The 24,869-nt window shown below is 63.5% G+C and carries 19 protein-coding genes and 1 tRNA gene; 11 read left to right on the top strand and 9 right to left on the bottom strand.

Annotation, left to right across the window (positions count from 1 at the left end; genetic code table 11):
* Positions 1–83: 83 nt before the first annotated feature.
* The 5 genes from DQ230_RS13700 (at position 84) to DQ230_RS17390 (ending at position 7,010) form a co-directional block, all read left to right on the top strand.
* Positions 84–1,580: a phosphomannomutase/phosphoglucomutase gene (locus DQ230_RS13700; RefSeq protein WP_113913175.1), complete on the top strand. Its 1,497-nt coding sequence runs from the start codon at positions 84–86 to the stop codon at positions 1,578–1,580.
* Between the two features lie 78 nt (positions 1,581–1,658).
* Entirely contained in the window at positions 1,659–3,185 is a 1,527-nt protein-coding gene (locus tag DQ230_RS13695) for an AAA family ATPase (RefSeq protein ID WP_113913174.1), read from the top strand.
* Positions 3,186–3,270: 85 nt separating this feature from the next.
* Complete coding sequence (metG, locus tag DQ230_RS13690; RefSeq protein ID WP_113913173.1) at positions 3,271–4,989, top strand: methionine--tRNA ligase; 1,719 nt, start codon at positions 3,271–3,273, stop codon at positions 4,987–4,989.
* A gap of 193 nt (positions 4,990–5,182) precedes the next feature.
* Positions 5,183–6,853 (top strand): sodium:solute symporter family protein, encoded by a 1,671-nt coding sequence (locus DQ230_RS13685; RefSeq protein WP_113913172.1) that lies wholly within the window; start codon positions 5,183–5,185, stop codon positions 6,851–6,853.
* Positions 6,854–6,890: 37 nt separating this feature from the next.
* Positions 6,891–7,010: a putative transporter small subunit gene (locus DQ230_RS17390; RefSeq protein WP_238987539.1), complete on the top strand. Its 120-nt coding sequence runs from the start codon at positions 6,891–6,893 to the stop codon at positions 7,008–7,010.
* Between the two features lie 112 nt (positions 7,011–7,122).
* Here DQ230_RS17390 and tig read toward each other — a convergent pair whose 3' ends face one another.
* The 5 genes from tig to DQ230_RS13660 all read right to left on the bottom strand — a co-directional run bounded on the left by tig (position 7,123) and on the right by DQ230_RS13660 (position 10,995).
* Complete coding sequence (gene tig / locus DQ230_RS13680; protein WP_113913171.1) at positions 7,123–8,457, bottom strand: trigger factor; 1,335 nt, start codon at positions 8,455–8,457, stop codon at positions 7,123–7,125.
* Positions 8,458–8,557: 100 nt separating this feature from the next.
* Entirely contained in the window at positions 8,558–9,709 is a 1,152-nt protein-coding gene (locus DQ230_RS13675) for a benzoate/H(+) symporter BenE family transporter (protein ID WP_113913170.1), read from the bottom strand.
* Between the two features lie 95 nt (positions 9,710–9,804).
* Positions 9,805–9,891, bottom strand: a tRNA-Leu gene (locus tag DQ230_RS13670).
* Between the two features lie 40 nt (positions 9,892–9,931).
* Positions 9,932–10,477, bottom strand: coding sequence for a tetratricopeptide repeat protein (locus DQ230_RS13665; RefSeq protein ID WP_113913169.1), 546 nt, complete (start codon positions 10,475–10,477; stop codon positions 9,932–9,934).
* A gap of 47 nt (positions 10,478–10,524) precedes the next feature.
* On the bottom strand, positions 10,525–10,995 hold the full coding sequence (locus DQ230_RS13660) for an Lrp/AsnC family transcriptional regulator (RefSeq protein WP_113913168.1): 471 nt from the start codon (positions 10,993–10,995) through the stop codon (positions 10,525–10,527).
* 127 nt (positions 10,996–11,122) lie between these two features.
* Between DQ230_RS13660 and putA the strand changes: the two genes are divergently transcribed.
* Together putA and DQ230_RS13650 are read left to right on the top strand one after the other, a co-directional pair.
* Positions 11,123–14,554 (top strand): bifunctional proline dehydrogenase/L-glutamate gamma-semialdehyde dehydrogenase PutA, encoded by a 3,432-nt coding sequence (gene putA, locus DQ230_RS13655; RefSeq protein ID WP_113913167.1) that lies wholly within the window; start codon positions 11,123–11,125, stop codon positions 14,552–14,554.
* A gap of 36 nt (positions 14,555–14,590) precedes the next feature.
* Positions 14,591–15,334 (top strand): rhomboid family intramembrane serine protease, encoded by a 744-nt coding sequence (locus tag DQ230_RS13650; protein WP_113913166.1) that lies wholly within the window; start codon positions 14,591–14,593, stop codon positions 15,332–15,334.
* A 37-nt stretch (positions 15,335–15,371) separates the two neighbouring features.
* Here DQ230_RS13650 and DQ230_RS13645 read toward each other — a convergent pair whose 3' ends face one another.
* From DQ230_RS13645 to DQ230_RS13635, 3 genes are all read right to left on the bottom strand, one after another.
* Complete coding sequence (locus tag DQ230_RS13645) at positions 15,372–16,160, bottom strand: inositol monophosphatase family protein (protein ID WP_113913165.1); 789 nt, start codon at positions 16,158–16,160, stop codon at positions 15,372–15,374.
* Between the two features lie 74 nt (positions 16,161–16,234).
* Positions 16,235–16,537: a monooxygenase gene (locus DQ230_RS13640; RefSeq protein WP_113913164.1), complete on the bottom strand. Its 303-nt coding sequence runs from the start codon at positions 16,535–16,537 to the stop codon at positions 16,235–16,237.
* A 76-nt stretch (positions 16,538–16,613) separates the two neighbouring features.
* Positions 16,614–17,528, bottom strand: a complete 915-nt coding sequence (locus DQ230_RS13635) for a LysR family transcriptional regulator (protein WP_113913163.1) — start codon at positions 17,526–17,528, stop codon at positions 16,614–16,616.
* A 97-nt stretch (positions 17,529–17,625) separates the two neighbouring features.
* On the opposite strand from DQ230_RS13635, the gene metF reads away from it, so the two are divergent.
* Positions 17,626–18,492: a methylenetetrahydrofolate reductase [NAD(P)H] gene (gene metF, locus DQ230_RS13630; protein ID WP_113913162.1), complete on the top strand. Its 867-nt coding sequence runs from the start codon at positions 17,626–17,628 to the stop codon at positions 18,490–18,492.
* 13 nt (positions 18,493–18,505) lie between these two features.
* Here metF and DQ230_RS13625 read toward each other — a convergent pair whose 3' ends face one another.
* Entirely contained in the window at positions 18,506–19,582 is a 1,077-nt protein-coding gene (locus DQ230_RS13625) for a DUF2235 domain-containing protein (protein ID WP_113913161.1), read from the bottom strand.
* Between the two features lie 158 nt (positions 19,583–19,740).
* Between DQ230_RS13625 and DQ230_RS13620 the strand changes: the two genes are divergently transcribed.
* The 3 genes from DQ230_RS13620 to DQ230_RS13610 all read left to right on the top strand — a co-directional run bounded on the left by DQ230_RS13620 (position 19,741) and on the right by DQ230_RS13610 (position 24,807).
* Positions 19,741–20,349: an HD domain-containing protein gene (locus tag DQ230_RS13620; RefSeq protein ID WP_113913160.1), complete on the top strand. Its 609-nt coding sequence runs from the start codon at positions 19,741–19,743 to the stop codon at positions 20,347–20,349.
* Between the two features lie 231 nt (positions 20,350–20,580).
* Positions 20,581–23,730, top strand: a complete 3,150-nt coding sequence (locus DQ230_RS13615; protein ID WP_113913159.1) for a valine--tRNA ligase — start codon at positions 20,581–20,583, stop codon at positions 23,728–23,730.
* A gap of 144 nt (positions 23,731–23,874) precedes the next feature.
* Positions 23,875–24,807 (top strand): AEC family transporter, encoded by a 933-nt coding sequence (locus tag DQ230_RS13610; protein WP_113913158.1) that lies wholly within the window; start codon positions 23,875–23,877, stop codon positions 24,805–24,807.
* The last annotated feature ends 62 nt before the right edge of the window (positions 24,808–24,869 follow it).

The raw sequence follows: 24,869 nt of genomic DNA, 5'->3' as shown, positions 1-24,869 counted from the left end.
CACTCAGGGCGAAATTCTATTTCAATTCCGCGCAGGCCATCTGCCCGGATTATCCAACGTTATTGCATGAAGTGAGATCCGCCGTGACCAAACCTGCCCCCACCGTGACGCCGAATACATGGGAATTTCTGCGCGATCCGATGATCACGCCCACCGGATTTCGTGAATACGATGCCCGCTGGAAATACCCCGAGGAAATCAACCTGCCCGGCGTGACGGCACTGGGCCTTGGTCTGGGCACCCAGATGATTGCGCGCGGAATTGATCCGGTGATCGCGGTCGGCAACGACTATCGCGACTATTCGCTGACGATCAAGAACGCACTGATGCTGGGCCTGATGCAGGCGGGAATCAAGGTGCTGGATATCGGTCCCGCGCTCAGCCCGATGGCCTATTTTGCGCAGTTTCATCTGGATGCGCCTGCGGTTGCAATGGTCACGGCCTCGCACAACCCCAACGGTTGGACCGGCGTCAAGATGGGCTTCGAGCGGCCCCTGACCCATGGCCCCGATGAAATGAACGAGCTGAAATCCATCGTGCTGGAGGGTCGCGGCCAGCCGAGCCCCGGTGGCGCGTATGAATTCGTTGAGGGCGTCCGCGAGGCCTATCTGGATGATCTGGTCGGCGATTTCCGCATGACGCGGCCCTTGAAGGTGGTCTGCGCCACCGGCAACGGCACCGCCTCCGCCTTTGCGCCCGAGTTGTTCGCGCGGATGGGGGTTGAGGTGGTCCCGTCCCATAACGAGCTGGACTATACCTTCCCCCATTACAACCCGAACCCCGAGGCCATGGAAATGCTGCACGACATGGCAAATTCGGTGCGCGCCTCCGGCGCCGATTTCGCGCTGGGTTTTGATGGGGACGGCGACCGCTGCGGCGTGGTCGATAACGAGGGCGAGGAGATTTTCGCCGACAAGATGGGCGTCATCATGGCCCGCGATTTTGCCCGGCTGCACCCCGGCAGCACCTTCGTCGCTGACGTAAAATCCACCGGCCTTTTTGCGTCAGACCCCGAATTGCAGGCGCATGGCGCACGCGCCGATTACTGGAAAACCGGCCACAGCCACATGAAACGCCGGGTCAAGGAACTAGGCGCGCTGGCGGGTTTCGAGAAATCCGGCCACTACTTTTTGGCCGAACCCATCGGGCGCGGCTATGATTGCGGGATGCGCGTCGCGGTCGAAATCTGCAAGCTGATGGACCGCAATCCCGATAAATCCATGGCCGACCTGCGCCGCGCGCTGCCCGTCACCTATGCCACGCCCACCATGTCGCCCTATTGCAGCGATCTGGAAAAATACGACGTGCTGGAGCGGCTGGTGGCCAAGCTGGTCGCACATCACGAGGCGGGCAAACCGCTGGCGGGCCGCAAGATTGCTCAGGTCGTGACGGTCAACGGCGCGCGCGTGATCTTGGATAACGGCAGCTGGGGATTGGTGCGGGCGTCCTCCAACACGCCCAATCTGGTGGTTGTCTGCGAAAGCAGCGAAAGCGACGCGGAAATGCGCGCCATTTTCGCCGATATTGACGCAGTGATCCGCACCGAACCCAGCGTGGGGGACTACGATCAGACGATCTGATCCGCGGCGGCGCCTGGCACCTCATGCCGGGCGCGTCTTTCGCTGGCACCCGCCCGCCCCCCTCTATAGTGTCCGGCCATGACAGAAACCGCTCTCACCTACTCCCCCGATCAGGCCGAAGCGCATGACCGCATCACCGCCGCGCTGCGCGCTGCGGGGGTCGATCTGCTGAATGGCACCACGTCCCCCCCGCGCGAGGGTGACGCCAGCGTCATGGCCGTGATCGGCAAGGCCGGATCGGGCAAGACGCTGCTGCTGGCCGCGCTTTACCGCGCGCTGGAAGAGGCGGGCGTCGATATCGTGTCCGGCGATTACGAGGGTAAAAAGCGCAAGGATGGCCGCACATTGGCCATCCTTGCCCCCACGAACAAGGCCGCGTCGGTGCTGCGGATGCGCGGCGTGCCGGCAACCACGATCCACCGCATCCTGTACACGCCGGTTTATGATCCCGATTACGAGAAAATCGCCGAATGGCTGGCGGGCAATGGCGAGCGCCCGGAAATGGCCGAACTGTCGGAAACGGCGCTGGACCGCGCGTTTGCGTTTTACCAGACCAACAAATCCATCCCCGGCGCGCTGGCTGCTGCGGGGCTGAAGGGCAGCGATTTCATCACCGGCTGGAAACGCCGGGACGAGCCGCTGGATATCGGCTTTGTCGATGAGGCCAGCATGCTGGACACCCGCCAACTGGACGATCTGAAAGAGATTTTCCCAAACCTTCTGCTGTTTGGCGACCCCGCCCAGCTGGCCCCGGTCAACAGCAGCGGCGGCATGGTGTTCGAATCCTTGCCAGAGCCGTCCAAGCTGATCCTGCACCGCATCCACCGGCAGGATGCCGATAACCCCATCTTGGATCTGGCGCATGCGCTGGCCGATCCCGCGCTGGAATTTCACCAGTTCGAGCAGATGATCGAAAACGCCGCAAAACGCGACGACCGCGTGCAGTGGGCGCAGCGCGTGCAAGTGGATCTGATGGCGCGCAGCCCCGTTCTGGTCTGGCGCAACGCCACGCGCATCCGCCTGATCAATGCCTTTCGCAACGTCCATAGCGCGCCTGTCGATGCCCTGCTGCCGGGCGAGCCGCTGATTTGCGACGGGATCGAATTGCCGCTGAAACACCGCAAGAAGCGGCTGGACCTTGAGGCGCGCGGCCTGATCAAGGGCGCGCAGGTCATCTACCTTGGCCCCGGTCGCAGGCCGGGGTTTTCGCGCCTGCATGTCATGGGCGCCGAAGACCCGCAGCTGAGCGCCGCCAGCATCGTCAAGATCGAAAAACCGGACGAGGAAGAGCCGTTCATTCCCTTTGCCGCCAACATGGGTGCCACCTTCCTGCACGGCGCCGCCGTCACCATTCACAAGGCCCAAGGCAGCCAGTGGAAGGATGTGCAGGTCTTCGCGCCCGATCTGTACGCCGCTGCCCGCATGGGCCGCAGCGAGGCGGGGCAACCCTTGTGGAAACGGCTGGCCTATGTGGCGATCACCCGCGCCGAAGAGCGGCTGCACTGGGTCGTGCGCAACCGTTTGTCCAAACCCGACCACGAGCTGCGCGTCGATGACCTGCGCACCAAACCCGTGCCCCTGACGCTGGAGACCGGCGAGGATTGAGCCGGGCAAAACGCGCCTTGCAAGCCACTGGCACCATCCCGGCGCTTGCGCTAAAGCAGGCGCAAGGCTTTGAACGAGGGGCATTATGGCACGGCATCTGATCACATCGGCGATCCCGTATATCAACGGCATCAAGCATCTGGGCAATCTGGTAGGCAGCCAGCTGCCCGCCGACCTCTATGCGCGCTATCAGCGCGGGCGCGGCAACGAGGTGCTGTTTCTCTGCGCGACCGATGAGCATGGCACCCCCGCCGAGCTGGCAGCCAAGAAGGCCGGCAAACCCGTCGCCGAATACTGCGCCGAAATGCACGCCGTTCAGGCCGATATCGCGCGCGGTTTCCGGCTCAGCTTTGATCATTTCGGCCGCTCCTCCAGCCCGCAAAACCACAGGCTGACGCAGCATTTCGCCGGCAAGCTGGCCGATAATGATCTGATCCGCGAAGTCAGCGAACGGCAGGTTTACTCCATCGCCGACGGCCGGTTCCTGCCTGACCGCTATATCGAAGGCACCTGCCCCAACTGCGGCTATGATAAGGCGCGCGGCGATCAGTGCGAAAACTGCACCAAGCAACTGGACCCCACCGACCTGATCGAGCCGCGCAGCGCCATTTCCGGCAGCACCGATCTGGAGGTGCGCGAGACAAAGCATCTGTATCTGATGCAGGCCGGGATGCGCGGCCAGCTGAACGACTGGATCGACAGCAAACAGGACTGGCCACTGCTGACCACCTCGATCGCGCGCAAGTGGCTGAACGATGGCGAGGGCTTGCAGGATCGCGGCATCACCCGCGATCTGGACTGGGGCATTCCGGTGCGGCGCGGCGATCAGCCGTGGCCAGGCATGGAGGGCAAGGTGTTCTATGTCTGGTTCGACGCGCCCATCGAATATATCGCCTGCGCCGGCGAATGGGCCGAGGCGACGGGGCAGGATGATGCCGCATGGCAACGCTGGTGGCGCACGGACATGGGCGCCGATGACGTGCGCTATACGCAGTTCATGGGCAAGGATAACGTGCCGTTTCATACGCTTAGCTTCCCCGCCACCATCCTGGGATCGGGCGAGCCATGGAAGCTGGTCGATTACATCAAATCGTTCAACTACCTCAATTACGATGGCGGCCAGTTCAGCACCAGCCAGGGCCGCGGCGTGTTCATGGATCAGGCGCTGGATATCCTGCCGCCCGATTACTGGCGCTGGTGGCTGCTCAGCCACGCGCCCGAAAGCTCGGATTCCGAATTCACGTGGGAGAATTTCCAGACCTCGGTGAACAAGGATCTGGCCGATGTTCTGGGCAATTTCGTCAGCCGCGTGACCAAGTTCTGCCGCTCGAAATTCAGCGAGGCGGTGCCGGCGGCCGGCGAATTTGGCCCCGAGGAGCACGCACTGATCGACAGCATCACCGCCCGCGTGCGCGCCTACGAGCAGCATATGGAGGCGATGGAGGTGCGCAAATCCAGCAACGAGCTGCGCGGGATCTGGGTGGCGGGCAACGAATATCTGCAATCGGTCGCGCCCTGGACGACTTTCAAGACAGACCCGGACAAGGCGGCGGCACAGATCCGCCTGGCGCTGAACCTCGTGAGGCTCTACGCGGTACTCAGCGCGCCTTTCGTGCCGGACGCCGCCGCCGATATGCTGGCCGCGATGCAGACCGAGGATGACAGCTGGCCCGATGATGTGCCCGCCGCGCTGGAGGTTCTGAAGCCCGGCCACGCCTTCACCGTGCCCGATGTGGCCTTTGCCAAAATCACCGATGAGCAGCGCGAGGACTGGCAGACGCGGTTTTCAGGCGTGCGGACCTGACCGGCCGGCCGCGCCGGACCGCGCCGCTGAGTGCGGTCCGGCGCGGGCGTCAATAAAATCTTGGTACCCTGCCGAAAACGTAGTAAGCTTGAAAAAACAAGCTATTGCGTGCGCCCGCCGGTGTCGCGCGGGCCAGCCCCGCCGCGACCCCGGAGCGTGGCATGCGCAGTGAATAACAAGAGGGACACTTGCCATGGATGATCCGGTATTCTTTCAATTTTCGACATGGACGGTCATAGCGCTGTTGGTGCTGTTTTACGGCGGCACCTTTTTCATGTCGACCTTCGTCAACGAGAAGGACGAGAATGTCGACGGGTTCATGGTGTCCAGCGGTCAGGTCGGGTTTGGCATATCCGCCGCCAGCATGACGGCGACGTGGATCTGGGCGGCGTCCTTTTACGGCGCGGCGATCTCGGGCTTCAATTACGGCCTATCCGGCCCGATGCATTACGGGTTCTGGGGCGCGTTGATGATCCTGTTCATCTATCCCTTCGGCCTGCGGTTTCGCGCGCTGGCGCCCAAGGCGCACACATTGGCCGAGGTCATGCACGCGCGCCACGGCTCGGGCAGTCAGCTGATTTTGGCGGTGTCGAACCTCTTGGGCAGCGTCATCAGCCTGATGGTCAACTTCACCGCCGCCGGCGCGCTGGTGTCGGTGCTGTCGCCGCTGTCGTTTCAGGCGGGCGTGCTGATTGCCGGGATCGGGGTGCTGTCCTACACGCTCTGGTCCGGGTTCCGCGCGTCCATCCTGACGGATTTCGCGCAGGTGGTGGCGATGATGTCCATCGCGGTTGTCATCATCCCATGGGTGTTTTTCAGCGCCGGCGGCAGTTCGGTGCTGACCGAGGGGCTATCGCTGGTCACTGAACAGCAGGCGAACTTCTTTTCCGAGACGGCTATTCTGGAACAGGGCGCGCCGTTCTTTGTGGCAGTTCTGGCTTATGCCATCGGCAACCAGACCATCGCGCAGCGCCTGTTTGCCGTGCGCGAGGATCTGATCAAGCCCACATTCATCACCGCGACGCTCGGCTATGGCTCGATCGTGATCGGGCTGGGGATGCTGGGACTGATGGCGCTGCTGCTGGGCATTTCGCCGCATGAGGGCGATCTGAACAACATCATCCCGCAAATGGCCTCGGCCTATCTGCCGCCGGTGATGATCGCGCTGTTCTTCATCCTTGTGATCGGCTCCTTGTCCTCCACGGCCGATTCCGACCTGTCAGCTCTGGCCGCGATCATGATGACCGACATCTACGGCCGCAATCTGGCCCGGGGCAATCCGAACCCGCGCAAGATGCTGCTGCTGGGCCGACTGACGATGATCGTTGCAACGGTCGCCGGGCTTATCTTTGCCAGCTTCTCGCTTGATATTCTGGTGATGCTGGTCTTTGTCGGCGCGCTGTGGGGCGCCATCGTGTTCCCGGTGATCATCAGCTGCTTCTGGAACCGCGTGACCAATGCCGCCTTCGTCTGGGCGGTGGTCGGCGGGCTGGTGCTGTTCACCGTGGTCCGGTTCGAACTGATCCCCATGGTCAGCGTCATCGGCTTCTTGTTCGAGATGATCGCGGCCATTGGCGGCGGCGTGGTCGTGGGCCTGATGGCCTTCGGCTTTTTCGGGCGGATCGCGGGGCTGGTGATCGGGGTGATCGGTGCGATCCTCTGCGCGTTCTATTTCGCCGGGTTCCTGCGCGAATACACGGTGCTTCTGGGGTCGCTGACTGCATACGGCGCCAGCGCGATCATCTGCACGGGCCTGAGCCTGATGCGCAACGAGCGGTTCGATTTCGATCTGATCGCCGAGCGTGTCACCAACTTCGAGGACGATGCGGCCGCAGCCGCCATGCGCGCGGCCAAGAAATCGTGATGCCGCTCACCCCATTCACAACGAAAGGAAACACCCCATGCTGACAGCCTATATCCTGATCTGGCCCGCGATTTCCGCCGTCGTTCTGGCGGTCATCGTTGTCTCGTTCACGCGCGAGCTGCGCGAAGCAAAAGAAGAAGGACGCAAGGTCGTCTGACTGCCCTGCCCTTCCGGCGCGTCTGGAAGGGTCTCACTTACCTGCATAACGAAAAAGGAGCGGACCATTTGGCCCGCTCCTTTTGGTTTTGCATGGGTGGAAGAGGGTGCGATCAGACCTCTTCGTCCAGCTTTTCAATCTCGGCTTCCAGATCGGCCTTGGACACTTCCTTTTCGGTGACCTGCGCCTGTTCGGCGACATAGTCGATGACCTTGTCCTCGAAGATCGGCGCGCGCATCTGCTGTTGCATCTGCTGGTTCTTTTGAATGAATTCAAAGAACTGACGCTCCTGCCCCGGATACTGGCGGGCCTGCTCCATGATGGCCTGGGTCATTTCCTGATCGGTCACCTGAACTTCGGCGCGCTGGCCCAGCTCGGCCAGAAGAAGGCCCAGACGCACGCGGCGCTCGGCCAGCTTGGTGTGCTCTTCGGTGGTTTCGATCTCGGGGTGGTCGTGACCCTGAACCTCGGGGTTTTCGTCATGCCACAGCTGATGCGCAATCTGGCCTGCTTCCTGCTCGACCATCGAGGGGGGCAGATCGAAGCTGACCATCTTGTCCAGCTCGTCCAGCATCGCACGCTTCATCACCGCGCGGGCTGCGCCGGCATATTCAGCCTCCAGCCGCTCGCGGATCTGACCCTTCAGCGCGTCCAGATCCTCGGCGCCGAACTTCTTGGCCAGCTCGTCGTCGATTTCCGCGTCCTTGGGCGCCTTCACGGCTTTGATCGTGCACGAGAAAACCGCCTCTTTGCCGGCCAGATGCGTCGCCTGATAATCCTCGGGGAAATTGACGGTGACGTCCTTTTCCTCACCCGATTTCACGCCAACCAGCTGCTCCTCGAAGCCGGGAATGAAGCTGGAGGAGCCCAGAACCAGCGGATAGTCCTCTGCCGAGCCGCCCTCGAACGCCTCGCCGTCGACCTTGCCGACGAAATCCATGGTGATCTGGTCGCCGTCCTCGGCGGCGGCGCCTTCGTCGCGGTCCTCGAAATCCTGCGCATTCGACGCAAGGTTTGTCAGCGCCTCGTCAACTTCGGCGTCGCCGGGGACAACCTTCAGACGCTCCAGCGTGATCTTGCTCAGGTCCAGCTCGGGGATTTCGGGCAGTGCCTCGTAGGACATTTCGACCTCGACGTCGTCGCCCTCTTTCCAATCCTCGTTGGTCATCTTCATCGCAGGCTCGGCCGCGGGGCGCAGGCCGTTTTCGGCAAAATGCGCCTTCATGGCCTCATCGACGGCCTCTTGCATGGCCTCGCCCATGACGCGCTGGCCGAAATTTTTCTTCATCAGCGCCAGCGGCACTTTGCCCTTGCGAAAGCCCTTCATTTCAACGTCGGGCTGCGCTTCTTTCAGCTTTTCCATAACCTTGGCGTCCAGCTCCTGAGCGGTGAGGAGCATTGTATAGGCGCGCTTGAGGCCTTCGTTCTGGGTCTCGGTGACCTGCATTGTTCGTCCTTATCCATTGCAATCGGGCCGCGGAGGCGTCCGCAGCGGTCAAAATCAAGGGCTTTCTAGGGGTGCGCGCATCCCGGCGCAAGCGGAGTCTTTAGCGCCTCAACCGTGCGCGCATGCCCTCGATGGCCACCAGCGCCAGCCCGGCCACCAGCCCCCAGAACGCAGCCCCAATGCCCATCAGGCTAAGGCCCAATGCCGTTACCACAAACGTCACGGCGGCGGGCGCCGCATGCGCGCCACTGGCCAGCGCCCCGCTCAGCGATCCGATGAACGGCCCCAGCAGCGCAACGCCCGCGACAACGGCGATCAGGCTGGGCGGAAAGCTGGCAAACAGCAGGACCAGCGGCATCGCCACCAGTGCAATCGCGCCATAGCCCAGCGCATAGACCGGCCCGCACAGCCAGCGCTTGCCGGGGTCGGGATGTGCATCCGGACCGGTGCAAATGGAGGCGGTGATCGCGGCCAGATTGGTGCTGTGCGCGCCCCACGCCGCCGACGCCAGCGACGCGATGCCGGTCACCGTCAGGATTGACCGGCCCGGCACCGGATAGCCCGCCGCGCGCAAGACGGCAAAACCGGGCAGGTTCTGCGATGCCATCGTCACCAGATAAAGCGGCAGCGCCACGCCCAGCAGCGCGCCGGTGGAAAACTCGGGCCGGATCAGCACCATAGGCGGCAGTCCGCCCTGCCATATGGGCTGCGCCATGCCCAGCCCGATTGCCAGCGGCACGCCGGCGGCCAGCACGGCCAGCACCGCCCAGATGGGCGAAAAGGCCCGCACGATGAAAAACAGCGCCAGCAGCGGCAGCACCAGCGCCTCCGCCCCCGGTATCACCAGCGCCGCCTGCGCGACAAAGCTGAACAGAACCCCCGCCAGCATGGCCGACGCCACCTCCCCCGGTATGCGCGCCACGGCCCGCTCCAGCGCCGGGATCAGGCCGGTTGCGATCAGCATCAAGGCGGCGATGAGGAACGCGCCGGCCGCCACCTCCATCGACGTGGCCGTGACACCGGCCAGCACTGCGGCGCCGGGCGTGGACCATGCGGTGACAATCGGCAGGCGGTGCCGGATACTGAGGATCGCGGTCGTGGCCATCATCGACACGCACAGCACGGTGATCCACGTCGCCTTTTGCCCCGCGCTGGCGCCCAGCGCATCCGCCGCCGCCAGAATGATCGCAACCGATCCGCCGAATCCCACAAGCACCGCGACCAAAGCCGATATGATGACCGAAACGCGCATACGCAATCCTGACCCTGCTCACCTTGATCCCGCTTAACGCAGGATCGTGCCGAAGGTCAGGGGCGGGCGCCGAATTTTCGCAGAAAATTCTTGTCTGGTACGGGCGGTGGGACTCGAACCCACACGGGGACACGCCCCAACAGATTTTAAGTCTGGTCTGTCTACCATTCCAGCACGCCCGCATTCGCGCGACAATACCTGCACGCGCGCGGGTGTAAAGCGTCAGATCGCGTCTTCCTGCGCTTCCAGTGCGGGCAGCAGGCTGCGCTCGGCCAGCCATGGGTTCATCTCCAGCGCGGCGCGCAGGGCCAGCGCCGCCTCCCCCTGCCTGCCCAGCGCGTGCAGCGTCAGCGCCTTGCCGGTCAGCGCCGCCACATGACGCGGCTGGCGCGCCAGCGCGGCATCCAGATCGGGCAGCGCCGCCGCATATTCCTGCCGCAGAAAATGCACGAACGCGCGCTGGTTATAGCCTTCGGCGTAGTCGGGGCAGTAGTCGACCAACGCCTGAAACGCCTCCAGCGCGGCGGGATAATCATACGCCTCGCGCCGGGCCATGCCGCGATCCAACAACTCCTGCGCGCGGGCATCGGGGGCGTCTGCCCACAGTCTCCACATCGCGTCCGACGCGGCCATGCCCGCGGCGCGGTCCGGCGCGGTTTTCGCGCTGTCCACCAGATCGCGCAGAGCGCGCGCGTGATCCGGCGCCGGCGGGCAGGTGTCTGCGGCGGCGGGGCCGGCCAGCAGCAGGGCAAGGAATGCGTATTTCATCAAACCAGTAAACCCGGCATCTGCGCATCCGTCAAATCACAAGCGCCCTACAGCGTATCTTCGGGCGCGTTTTCCTTGACCGCCTGCATCGCCACATAGGTACTGGTGCCCGCCACATGCGGCAATGTGCTGATCCGGTCGGCCAGGATCTGGCGGTAGTCATTCATGCTGCGCGTGCGGATTTTCATCAGGTAATCGAAATTGCCGGCAATCAGATGCACCTGCTCGATCTCGGGGATCTTGCGCACGGCGGCGTTGAATTCAGCCAGCGCCGCCTCGCGCGTGTCGGTCAGGCGCACTTCGACAAAACTGACATGATCCAGCCCCAGCCTTATGGGGTCAATCATCGCGCGATAGCCCGAAATCACCCGGCTTGCCTCCAGCCGGCGCAGGCGGGCCTGCGTGGGCGATTTGGACAGGCCGATCTGGCGCGCCAGATCGGTGACGCTGATGCGCCCGTCCGTGGCCAGAACGCGCAGAATCGCGCGGTCGAACTTGTCCAGATCGTTTGAACTCATAACGCCCCCTATTTCCACGCATTTGACCCGCAAAACCTGATTTAACAGGAAAATCACCTTAACAACACATGCTAAAGTGATCCAATGATGCAACGCCTTTCGGCCCAGCCCACCAAAGGATGCCCCAATGCCATATGACACCCAGCCACGCCGCGCCGTCGATGTTCAGACCTACGCAGACGAGGCCACCACCATCGCCCGCCTCAAGACCGAGGCGAACCTGTCGCCCGAGGACCGCAAGCGCATCTGCAAGCACGGCGCCGAACTGGTGCGCGCCATTCGCGGCCAGTCCGATCCGGGCATGATGGAGGTGTTTCTGGCCGAATATGGCCTGTCCACCGATGAGGGGATCGCCCTGATGTGTCTGGCCGAGGCGCTGCTGCGTGTGCCGGATGCCGAAACCATCGACGCCCTGATCGAGGACAAGATCGCCCCGTCAGACTGGGGCGCGCATATGGGCCATTCCACATCACCCTTGGTCAACGCATCGACCTGGGCGCTGATGCTGACTGGCAAGGTGCTGAAAAAAGATAAAAAAGGCCCGGTCGGCCATCTGCGCAGCGCCATGAAACGTCTGGGCGAGCCTGTGATCCGCACCGCTGTCGCCCGCGCGATGAAGGAAATGGGCCGCAATTTCGTGCTGGGCGAGACTATCAATTCAGCCATGGACCGCGCCGCGAAGATGGAGAAAAAGGGCTACACCTACTCCTACGACATGCTGGGCGAGGCCGCGCGCACCAACAAGGACGCAACGCGCTATCATCTCAGCTATTCCCGCGCCATCAGCGCCATCGCGCAGGCCTGCACCCATGACGAGATCGCCAGGAACCCCGGCATTTCGGTCAAACTGTCGGCGCTGCATCCCCGCTACGAGGTTGCCCAGCGCGAACAGGTGATGGACGTTCTGGTGCCGCGCCTGCGGTCGCTGGCGCTGCTGGCCAAATCGGCCGGCATGGGCCTGAACATCGACGCCGAAGAGGCGGACCGCCTTGCGCTGTCGCTGGACGTGATCGAAACGGTATTGGCCGAACCTGCGCTGGCCGGCTGGGATGGCTTTGGCGTGGTGGTGCAGGCGTATGGGCAGCGCGCCGGGCATGTGCTGGATTATCTGTACGAGCTGGCCCAGCGGCTGGATCGCCGCATCATGGTGCGTCTGGTCAAGGGCGCCTACTGGGACACCGAAATCAAACAGGCCCAGGTCGAAGGGATCGACGGATTTCCCGTCTTTACCTCGAAACCCGCAACCGATGTCAGCTATATCGCCAATGCGCGCAAGCTTTTGTCGATGACCGACCGAATCTATCCGCAATTTGCCACGCATAACGCGCATACCGTTGCCGCCATTCTGGATATGGCCACCGACAAGGACGCGTTTGAATTCCAGCGCCTGCATGGCATGGGCGAGGCGCTGCATAATATCGTGATGGAGCAGGAGGGCACGCGCTGCCGCATCTATGCCCCTGTCGGCGCGCACCGCGATCTGCTGGCCTATCTGGTGCGGCGCCTGCTGGAAAACGGCGCCAACTCCAGTTTTGTCAACCAGATCGTGGATGAGGAGGTGCCGCCAGAAATCGTCGCCGCCGATCCGTTCGACCAGCTGGAAAAGGACGGCCCCGACCTGCCCACCGGCCCGGAACTGTTCCTGCCCGAGCGGGTCAACTCCAAGGGTTTCGATTTGAAGCATCAGCCGACGCTGGACGCGATCGAGGCGGCGCGCGCCCCCTTTGCCACCCATAAATGGGAGGTGGGTCCGGTCCTTGCCGCGGATGCGCAGCCGCAGGATGCGGTAGACGTCACCAACCCCGCCGATCCCGCCGACAGCCCCGGCACCGTCGCCCATGCCAGCAAGGCGGACATCGAAACGGCACTCAGCCATGCCGAAGCTTGGGACGCGACCGCCGTCGAGCGCGGCGCGGTGCTGGGCAAGATCGCCGACCTTTACGAGGAAAACTTCGGCCAGATTTTCGCTATTCTCGCCCGCGAGGCTGGCAAATCGCAGATGGATGCGGTGGCCGAACTGCGCGAGGCGGTCGATTTCCTGCGTTATTACGGCGCCAATGCGCCGGATACAGGCGCCGTCGGCACCTTTACCTGCATCAGCCCGTGGAATTTTCCGCTGGCTATCTTCAGTGGCCAGATCGCAGCGGCGCTGGCCGCGGGCAATGCCGTGCTGTCCAAACCGGCCGAACAGACGCCGATCATCGCGCATTTTGCGATCAGCCTGATGCATCAGGCGGGCGTGCCGAAAACCGCGCTGCAACTGCTGCCCGGCGGCGGCGACGTCGGCGCGGCGCTGACATCGGATGCGCGGGTGGATGGCGTGGCCTTCACCGGCTCCACCGCGACGGCAATGAAAATCCGCAAGGCGATGGCCGACAATCTGGCCCCCGGCGCGCCGCTGATCGCGGAAACCGGCGGGCTGAACGCGATGATCGTGGACAGTACCGCCCTGCCCGAACAGGCGGTGCAGGCCATTGTGGAATCGGCGTTTCAATCGGCGGGCCAGCGCTGCTCGGCCCTGCGCTGCCTTTACGTGCAGGAGGATATCGCCGAGGATTTCACCAAGATGCTGATTGGCGCCATGAACGCGGTGGTCATAGGCATGCCCTGGGATCTAAGCACCGATTGCGGCCCGGTCATTGACGAGCTTGCCCGCGCAGGCATCGCCGAGCATATCCAGACCGCCCGCGCCGAAGGCCGCCTGATTCACGAGCTGAAGACGCCCAATGCGGGCACCTACATCGCCCCCACCCTGATCCGCGTGGACAGTATCGCCGATCTGGAGCGCGAGATTTTCGGCCCCGTTCTGCATATCGCCACCTTCGGCGCGACCGAACTGGACACCGTGATCGACGCGATCAACGCCACCGGTTATGGCCTGACCTTTGGCCTGATGACGCGGATCGACGACCGCGTGCAATACGTGACCGAACGGGTGCAGGCGGGCAACATCTATGTCAATCGCAACCAGATCGGCGCGATTGTCGGCAGCCAGCCCTTCGGCGGCGAGGGGCTGTCCGGCACCGGGCCAAAGGCGGGCGGGCCGCGCTACCTGCCGCGTTTTACCCGCCATCCCGCGCCGGTCGAGGCGGGCGACTTTGAAGGGATCATGTCGCAGCGCGACATTCAGGCGGTGCTGGACAAGGCGCATAGCGTGGAAATGCAGCCGCGCGAGGATCAGCTGATGCCGGGGCCGACGGGCGAATCCAACCGTCTGACCAGCCACGCGCGCGCGCCACTGCTGTGCATGGGACCGGGGCGCGAGGCGGCCAAGGCGCAGGCGCGCGCCGTCATGGCGCTGGGCGGCATGGCGGTCGAGGCGACGGGCACCGTTCCGCCCGACGCGCTGACCGCGCTGACCGGCTTCAGCGGCGCGCTGTTCTGGGGGGACGCGGCCAAGGCGCGCCCCTATGCGCAGGCGCTGGCCGAACGCACCGGGCCGATCCTGCCGCTGATCACCGGGCTGCCCGATTCAGGCCACGTCCTGCACGAGCGGCACGTCTGCGTTGACACCACGGCGGCCGGCGGCAATGCGGCACTGCTGGGCGGCACGTCCTAACTTGACCATACGCGGGCATGGGGCCACTCTGGCCCCATGTTTCCCATCCGCGATCATAACCCGTCGGGGCGCACGCCCTATGTGACCTATGCGCTGATTGCGGCGAATGTCCTGATTTTCATCAGTTATTGGCCCCTGATGGGCGATCCCGCCGCGCTGATGGCGTTCTATATCGACTGGGCCATGATCCCGGCCAAAGTGACCCACGCGGACGGCTATCCGTCCCTGCTCAGCTCTATGTTCCTGCATGGCAGCCTGATGCATCTTGCCGGTAACATGCTGTTCCTGTTCATCTTTGGCGACAATATCGAGGATGAGATGGGCCACCTGCCCTATCTTGGCTTCTACCTTGCCTGCGGTGTCGGCTCGGCCCTCGCGCAATGGGTGTCCGAGCCGTATTCGCTGGTGCCGACCGTCGGCGCATCGGGCGCCATTGCCGGGGTCATGGGGGGCTATCTGTTGCTGTTTCCCAAGGCGAAGGTGGATATCCTGATCATCTTCATCATCTTCTTCCGCATCCTGCCGATCCCGGCGTGGATCATGCTGGGCCTTTGGTTCGGCTTTCAGGTCTTTGGCGGGCTGGCCATCCCGACAAGCGGCGGCGGGGTCGCCTATTGGGCGCATGCGGGCGGGTTCATGATCGGGGTTCTGCTGACCGTGCCGCTGCTGCTGCGCCGGGGCGGCACCCGGTTCTGGAACCGCACGGACGGCAAGCCGCCGCACCCGCAGGCGCGCTATGCCTATGCGCCAACACGGATACCGAAAGTGCGGCGCAAATAACGCGCGGCCCGTCGCCCGGTGTTCCCGTCGCCCAGTGTTACTGATTGCGGATGATCTTGGCGAATTTGTCAAACACCGGACCGTTCGAGCAGATGACCGCGCCTTCGTCCAGAATGTTGCGCTCGGGCGTCAGCGGTTCGACCAGCGCGCCGGCCTCCCGCGCGATCAGCAGGCCCGCGGCCAGATCCCACGGCTTCAGCCGACGCTCCCAGAACCCGTCATAGCGGCCGGCGGCGACATAGGCCAAATCCAGCGATGCGGCCCCAAAACGGCGCACACCGGCGCAGACCGGCAGCAGACGCGCCAGATCCTGCAAGCTATGCGGCAGGTCGCTGCGCCCGCCAAAGGGCAGGCCCGTGGCAAAAATGCTCTCGATCAACTTGTCACGGCCCGACACGCGCAGGCGCGATTCGTTCATCCACGCGCCTTCACCCTTTTCGGCAAAGAACAGCTCGTCCTTGGACGCGTCATAGACCACGCCGGCGACGATCTGGCCCTTGTGTTCCAGCGCGATGGACACCGCCCAATGCGCCAGCCCGTGCAGATAGTTGGTGGTGCCGTCCAGCGGGTCGACGATCCAGCGGCGGGTGGGGTCGGTGCCCGGCTCCTCCCCGCCCTCTTCGGCCAGCCAGCCATAGGTGGGGCGCGCGTTCATCAACTCGGATTTGATGATCTGTTCGGCCTGAATATCGGCGCGGCTGACGAAATCGCCGGCGCCTTTCATCGACACCTGAAGGTTCTCGACCTCGCGAAAATCCTTGGCCAGCGCGCGCCCTGCCTTGCGGGCGGCCTTCATCATCACGTTCAGGTTTGCGCTGAGTGCCATGGGATATCGTCCTTATTCATATCAAGCCGCGCGTATAGGCCCCTCGCGCCGCGCCCGCAAGGGCAAGGCGCGCGTCACAGCGGTGCGTTGTTGATCGCCGACAGATCCGCGTTCACATCAAAAATGATCCCGCGAATGCCCTTGATGCCAATGTCGCCCAGCCGGGCGGTGTGCATTTCCAGATAGGCCTTGGCAGCGTCTTCGCTTTCGAACAGGTAGATCCCGCCTGCCTTGCCGGTTTCCTTGTCCTCCGTCCATATCTTCCAGATCATCCCCGGCTCGTCATTGATGGACCGGGCCAGATCGCCCATTGCGGCGGCCATGTCCGCGCCGAACGGTCCGGTGAAATCGAAATCAACCTGTAGCAGCTTCTTCATGGTCTATCCTTGCATTGAGTTATGAACATATAGTTACGGCCCGATGATGCGGTCTGCAAATCGCACAGGGGCGCTATCAGACCCGCTCGCGCCGCTGCAACTTGACCGGAATTTCGCGCGCCAGTTTCAGCAGATGCGCCATGAACGGCTTGGCCGCGTCATCGTCGCGGATGGCGGCATACAGCCGCTTGGTCAGGCCGTTTTCCGTAATGGGCCGCACGACGTAATCGTCGCTGCTGCGCAATTCGCGCACCACCCAGTCGGGCAGGACGGCAACGCCCCGGTTGGACGCCACCAGCAGCAGGATCACCGCCGTCAGCTCCACCTGCCGGATGCTGGCCGGCTCCACCTTGGCGGGGGTCAGAAGTTCGGTAAAGACATCCAGCCGCGAGCGGTCCACCGGGTAGGTGATCAGCGTCTGGCCGCGAAAATCCTCGGCCTCGACAAATTCCTTCTGCGCCAGCGGATGCACCGCCGAGGCCAGAAACACCGGCTCGTAATCAAACAGCGGCTTGAACCCGATGCCGCGCAGCGCCTCGGGGTCCGATGACACGACCAGATCGACCTCCTCCTTTTGCAGCGCGGGCAGCGCGTCAAAGGCAAGGCCGGGGCGAATATCGACATCGACATCGGGCCAGTTCTGGCGAAACGCCTCCAGCACCGGGAACAGCCATTCAAAACAGGCGTGACATTCGATGGCGATGTGCAGCCGCCCGGACGATCCGTCGCGCACGCCGGAAAATTCAGCCTCCAGCGCCTCGATTTCCGGCAGAACCTTGTTGGCGACGCGCAGCAGGCGCATGCCTGCCGAGGACAGGGTCATCGGTTTGGACCGGCGCACGAACAGTTCGACCCCGGCCTGATCCTCCAGCCCCTTGATCTGATGGCTCAGCGCACTTTGCGTGATGTTCAGCTGATCGGCCGCCTTGGCCAGCCCGCCAGCGGCGTGAATCGCGCGGATCGTGCGCAGATGCCGGAACTCGATATGCATTATTAGCGCGCCTCATGTAGATCGTGAAAATTATGAATTTGCGTAATCTATGCGATATTGCGACAAAGGGCTCAAGCCCCACAGAGGATATCAGATCATGGCAACGCCAAACATCTCCTTCGAATTCTTCCCGCCCAAGAACCTTGAGGCATCGTTTCGCCTGTGGGACACGGTTCACACGCTGGCACCGCTCCAGCCGCGATTCGTATCGGTCACCTACGGCGCCGGCGGCACCACCCGCGAATTGACGCGCGAGGCGGTCAGCGCACTGCACGGATCCGCGGGACTGAAAGTTGCGGCACACCTGACCTGCGTGAACGCCACGCGCGAGGAAACCATGGCCATCGCCGATGAATTCCACGCCGCCGGCGTGCGCGAGCTGGTCGCCCTGCGCGGCGATCCACCAAAGGGCAGCGGCGGGTTTCAGCCCCATCCGGGCGGCTTCAACGACAGTTGCGAGCTGATCGCGGCCCTGAAAGAGCGCGGCGATTTCACCATCCGCGTCGGCGCCTACCCCGAGCGGCACCCCGATGCCGCCGATGACAATGCCGATGTCGAATGGCTGAAGCGTAAATTCGATGCCGGCGCGGACGAGGCGATCACGCAGTTTTTCTTCAGCGCCGACACCTTCCTGCGCTTCCGCGACCGCTGCGCCGCGGCGGGCATCGACAAGCCGATCATTCCGGGCATCTTCCCGATCGAAAACTGGGCCGGCGCGCGCCGCTTTGCCGAATCCTGCGGCACGTCCGTTCCCGAGAAGCTGAACACCACCTTCGAGACGGCCGAGCGTGACGGGCGCACCGAATTGCTGGCCATCGCCTTTGCCACCGACCTGTGCAGCAAGCTGATGGATGAGGGCGTGCAGGACCTGCATTTCTACACCCTGAACCGCCCCGAACTGACGCGCGACATCTGCCATGCGCTGGGCGTCACACCCAAGGTCGAGCTGCGCGACGTCGCCTGAACGCCGCCGCACCCTACCCCTGCGCGCCGCCCCTGACGGGCGGCGCATCGCATTCCAGCTCGGCCGTCGGGTGAATCTCTTCTGACGGGTCCGTCCCCACGGTGCGGCGGGCGCGCATCAGAAATATCTTGCCCCAGCGCCGCCACGTGCCAAGCGATGGCGCACAGGGATCGGTCGCAAACCGGCCCTGCCAGCCGTCGGGCAATGGCAGGCCGGCAGCCTCTGCCCGCTCCAGCATCCAGATCAGCGGAATATTGGCGAGCGGGCGCGCGGCCTCGAACCCGTCCAGATGCCCGCCGACATCGCCGTGACTGCCGCGAAACCAGACCTGCCTGACATCGGCCTGCGTCGCCTCGCCCGTCTGCCACAGCACGGGCGCGTAAACGACGCGCGTCTCGTCCAGCGCCAGCGCGTGGTAGCCGCGCCGAATACAGGCACCCAGATGAGCCGAATGAAACGCATGCGTGCGTTCGGTCCAGCGCCACAGGACCGGCAGGCGCAGGCCCAGCGCCTTGACCGTGTCCCAGACACCGACCATTTCAATAGGCACCTCGTCATGGCAAAATGCGCGGTGAAACGCGCGGGCGGTCGGCCTGTCCGGTCCGGTCTGATAGTGGCGCCACGCCAGGCGGACGTTGCGTTCGGTCGCATGCTCTGCACGCACCAGCCCGACCATATCAATCGCCCCGGCCAGCGAGCGCACGGCATAGGCGCCGCGCGAATAGCCCATCAGGTAGATGCTGTCGCCGGGCCGGTAGCGGCTGGCCAGATAGCCATAAGCGCGCCTGATCTGGCGGTTGATCCCGTGGCCCATCATCACGCCGATGGTGCCACGCCAATCCTGCCATTGCAGCCCGGCCTCGTAATACAGCGCCATCCGTTCGCCGCGCAGCTCGCTGAGCAGCTTGTAGGCCCGCCCCGCATTGCTCTCGTCGCCGGGCACCAGCGATGACATGGTGCCGTCCAGGATCAGCACATGCGTCACAGGGCCGCGATGATCGATGCCGCCCGCATGACCGCGCCGTAAATCACGGCCAAACCCCGGCAGCGCCAGGGCATAAATCCGCTTGACCCAGTTGCGCCACGACATGCCCGTTTCATCCTTTTTCCAGCGCGCTGACCCGCCTATGCTCCAGATATATCGCGGTGTTTGGCGATTGACAGAAATTCCGGCAGCGCCCGCCCTTGCCAACAGCCCGCCATTCGCGGTTGGATCAAAGCAACCCACACTTGATCAAGGAGCCTGCCATGGACCGCGTCAGCTTTACCCAGATGAAAGACGGCACAAAGGAAGAATATGAATTCCTGACCCGGCACGAGATCGATCATACCCGCCACACCGCCGCCCGCCTGATGACCGCGCTGGTGGATCTGGACGAAGGGCTGTCAGGCTACCAGATCACGCGGCTGGGCCATTCGCTGCAATCGGCCACGCGGGCATGGCGCGACGGGGCCGACACCGACTGGGTCGTCTCGGCGCTCCTGCACGACATCGGTGACATCTACGCGCCCTACAACCACGATGAATACGCCGCCACGATCCTAAAGCCATTCGTGCGCGAGCAATGCACCTGGTGCATCGCCACCCATGGCGATTTTCAGATGCTCTATTACGGTCACCACCTGGAGGGCGCTGACCCGAACAAACGCGATCGTCACGCGGGCCATCCCTATTTCGACGACTGCGCCGAATTTTGCGAGCGCTGGGATCAGGCCAGCTTTGATCCTGACTACGACACGCTGCCGCTCGAATTTTTCGCGCCCATGGTGGAAGAGGTCTTTGCCCGCACGCCCTATGATCCGGCCGTTCTGCGCCCCGGCGCCCGCGAGCCGCTTACCGGCCAGACGCGCGGCTGAGGCAGGCTGCGGGATTTGGGTATTTGACCCCAAGAAAAAACAGGGCGCCACTATGGCTTTTCTTGGTCTAAATACCCATTGCGGCGCGGCGGCTGCCGGGCGCACCGGTGGGTTATCAACGCAAATCGGTGGCCGGCGGCGCCAGCGAAACCCGGCGGCGGCGGCATGCATCGGGCTTTCCCTCCGGCGCTGAATTGGCTAAGCCAAATGTCGACAGCAAGGAGCGTTCCCATGGCGATGGAAAAGACATTTGATGCGGCCGAGGCCGAGCAGCGGCTTTATGAAGCGTGGGAGACATCCGGCGCCTTCAAGGCAGGCGCGGGCGCCGCGGCAGGCGCCGAGACGTTCAGCATCATGATCCCGCCGCCGAATGTCACCGGCAGCCTGCACATGGGACATGCGTTCAACAACACGCTTCAGGATATTCTGGTGCGCTGGCACCGGATGCGCGGGTTTGACACGCTGTGGCAGCCGGGCACCGATCATGCGGGCATCGCCACGCAAATGGTGACCGAACGCGACATGGCCGCCAACAATGAGCCGACCCGCGCCGAAATGGGGCGCGCCGCCTTTGTCGATCGCGTCTGGAAGCAGAAGGTCAAGTCGCGCGGCACCATCATCGGCCAGCTCAAGCGCCTGGGCGCCTCTGCCGACTGGTCGCGCGAGGCGTTTACCATGGGCGGCGCGGCGGGCGATCCGGACAAGGGCAGCAGCCCGAATTTCCATGACGCGGTCATCAAGGTTTTCGTCGACATGTACGACAAGGGCCTGATCTATCGCGGCAAGCGTCTGGTCAACTGGGACCCGCATTTCGAGACGGCGATTTCCGATCTGGAGGTCGAGAATATCGAGGTCGCCGGGCATATGTGGCATTTCAAATACCCGCTCGCGGGCGGCGAGACCTATGAGTATGTCGAGAAGGATGAGGACGGCAACGTGATCTTCCGCGAGACGCGTGACTATATCTCTATTGCCACGACGCGGCCCGAAACCATGCTGGGCGATGGCGCGGTTGCGGTGCATCCGTCCGATGCGCGATATGCCGCGATTGTCGGCAAGCTGTGCGAAATTCCGGTCGGCCCCAAGGAGCATCGCCGCCTGATCCCGATCATCACCGATGACTATCCCGATCCTGCCTTTGGCTCGGGTGCGGTCAAGATTACCGGCGCGCATGATTTCAACGATTACGCCGTGGCCCAGCGCGGCGGCATTCCCTGCTACCGTTTGATGGATACCAGCGCGCGGATGCGCAGCGATGGCGCGCCCTATGCCGACGCCGCTAGCGTTGCGATGGCGGTTGCGCGGGGCGAGCGCAGTCTGGACGTGGCCGAGGCCGACACGATCAACCTTGTGCCGGACGACCTGCGCGGGCTGGACCGGTTCGAGGCGCGCAAGCGCGTGGTCGAACAGATCACCGGCGAGGGGCTGGCGGTCATGGTTCCGGGCGATCCCGAGGCGTCGGACGGCAATGTCTGCATGGACCCCGGCATGGTGCCGCTGGTCGAATCCAAACAGATCATGCAGCCCTTCGGCGACCGCTCCAAGGTGGTGATCGAGCCGATGCTGACCGATCAGTGGTTCGTCGATACCGCGCAGATCGTGCAGCCGGCGATCGATGCCGTCCGCTCGGGCGAGGTGACGATCATGCCCGAGAGTGACCGCAAGGTGTATTTCCACTGGCTCGAGAATATCGAGCCGTGGTGCATTTCGCGGCAACTGTGGTGGGGGCATCAGATCCCGGTCTGGTACGGTCTGGATCTGGAGCGTGGCACGTTCCGCGATGACGAAGGCGACGGCGCGCTGGACCTGGTCGAGATGCAGCGCCTGCTATGGGATCAATCGCTGGCTCCGGGCACGGACCGCTATCATGCGGCCACGGATTTTGACGGCTTGCAGGGCAAGTTCGATGACGTTCTGGCAGGTCTGCCGACCCCGCTGAACCATGCGCGGCTGGTCGAGGTCGCGGACCGCGGCACGGCGATGCATCGCCTTGCCGAAAGTCTGGCCGAGTATGTGGCCAGCCAGGACCCGACCAAGCTGATCTACCCTGTCTGGCGCGATGCGGATGTGCTGGATACGTGGTTTTCCTCCGGCCTGTGGCCCATCGGCACGCTGGGCTGGCCCGAGGATACGCCGGAAATGCAGAAGTATTTCCCGACATCGACGCTGATTACCGGGTTTGACATCATATTCTTCTGGGTCGCCCGGATGATGATGATGCAATATGCGGTGGTGGGGCAAAAGCCGTTTTCCCACGTGTATGTCCATGCCCTTGTCCGCGACGAGAAGGGCAAGAAGATGTCCAAATCCTTGGGCAATGTTCTGGACCCGCTGGAATTGATTGACGAATACGGCACAGATGCCGTGCGATTCACCCTGACCGCAATGGCGGCCATGGGCCGAGATCTGAAGCTGTCAACGGGGCGCATCGCCGGGTATCGCAACTTCGGCACGAAATTGTGGAACGCCGCCCGCTTTGCCGAGATGAACGGCGCAACGCCCGGCGCGCTGGGCGCGGATTATTCGCCGAATAATCCACCCGCGCCAACCGAGACGGTGAACAAGTGGATCATCGGCGAGACTGCCAGGGTGCGCGCCGAAGTTGACGCGGCACTGGGCAATTACCGGTTCAACGACGCCGCGAATGCACTTTATGTCTTTGTCTGGGGCAAGGTGTGCGACTGGTATGTGGAATTCTCCAAACCGCTGTTGATGGATGGAACGGACAAGGTGAAGGCCGAAACCCAGGCAACGATGGCGTGGGTGATCGACCAGTGTCTGATCCTGCTGCATCCCATCATGCCCTTTGTGACCGAGGAATTGTGGGGCAATCTGGGCGCGCGGCAGAAGATGCTGATTCATGCCAACTGGCCTGACTACGGCACCGAACTGATCGACGCGGCATCGTATCGCGAGATGAACTGGGTGATTTCCCTGATTGAATCGGTGCGCAGCGCGCGGGCACAGATGCATGTGCCGGCCGGGCTTCATGTTCCGATGCTGGTCACGTCGCTGGACAGCGCCGGTCAGGCCGCCTGGGACCGCAACGAGGTGATGATCAAGCGCCTTGCGCGGATCGACAGCCTGGAGCATGTGGCGGCCTTTCCCAAAGGCTGCGTGACTGTGGCCGCTGAGGGCGGTGTTTTCGGCCTGCCCTTGGCGGATATCATTGATGTCGAAGCGGAAAAGGCGCGGCTGGACAAGACGCTGACCAAGCTGGAGAAGGAAATCGGCGGGCTGAAGGGGCGCGTGAACAACGCCAAATTCGTCGCATCCGCCCCGGAGGAGGTGGTGGAGGAAGCGCGCGCGAATCTGGCCGCGCGCGAGGAGGAGGCCGCCACGTTGCGCGCCGCACATGCGCGTCTGGCCGAGCTGGGCTGACACGCGCGCCCCATCCCCGGCGGCGGCGCGTTCCGGCGCCGGGGGAGCCTCCGGCGGGGATATTTTGGGCAAGAAGAATGGCAGGGGATCATTCAGCCTTGCGCGTTGTGATTGACGCCGCGCGGCCGGGTGCTACCAAGGGGCATGGCTGCTATCTTCATCCAGACATTGCCGTTTTTCATGGTCATCGCACTGGGCTACGGCGCGGGGCGGAGCGGGTTTTTCACACCTGAGGCAACGACGTGGCTGACGAAATTCGTCTTTTACTTCGCGCTGTCGGCGATGTTGCTGCGGTTTTCGGCCAACCTGAGCCTGCGCGAGATTTTCGATCCGGCCTTTGTCTGGGCATATTTATGCGGGTCGGGGGCGGTGTATCTGCTGGTCACGGCGGTTTCGCTGCTGCGCGGCGCGCGCGCCGAGGAGGCCGCTGTTGAGGCGCAGTGCGCCGTGGTTGGCAATGTGGGGTTCCTGGGTCTTCCCATGCTTGCGATCCTGATGGGCGAGGCGGCGATTGCGGCGGTAATGATGGTGCTGGCGGTCGATCTGATCGTGTTCGGTGCGTTGATCGTGATCGTGATCACCGGCACGCGCGACGGGCGGATGCGGCCCGCCGTTTTGGGCACTGTTGGGCTGGGTTTGTTGAAAAACCCGATGATCGTGTCGATCGTGTTGGGGCTGGCGTGGTCCGGCCTGCAACTGCCGATTCCCGGCCCGGTCAATGAGTTTTTGCTGATCCTCGGCGGTGCTGCGACGCCCGGTGCGCTGTTTGCCATTGGTGCGTCGCTCGCCGGGAAATCGGCCGAGCGGCCTTATGTCGCGGGCTGGCTGTCGCTGTGCAAGCTGGTGCTGCATCCTGCTGCCGTGGCTGTTGCCGCGCTTTGGGTGTTTGACGTGGCGCCCTATTCGGCGGCGGTGATGATTGCCGCCGCATCGCTGCCCGTGGCCGGGAACGTCTATATGCTGGCACAGCATTACGGGGTTGCACCGCAGCGGGTGTCGACCTCGATCCTGATATCGACGGTTCTGGCGGCCCTGACCGTGTCGCTGGTGATCGGCTGGGTGCAGGCGCTGTACTGAGGCGACCGGCGGGGTCTTGACCCCGAATGCGGGCGCGCTTGTTTAAACGTTTCAAAGGCGTC

This window comes from Roseovarius dicentrarchi (assembly GCF_003316635.1).
Classification (GTDB): Bacteria; Pseudomonadota; Alphaproteobacteria; order Rhodobacterales; family Rhodobacteraceae; genus Roseovarius; species Roseovarius dicentrarchi.
Note: the sequence above shows the minus strand (reverse complement) of the source record. Positions and strands in the feature narration are given on the sequence as shown.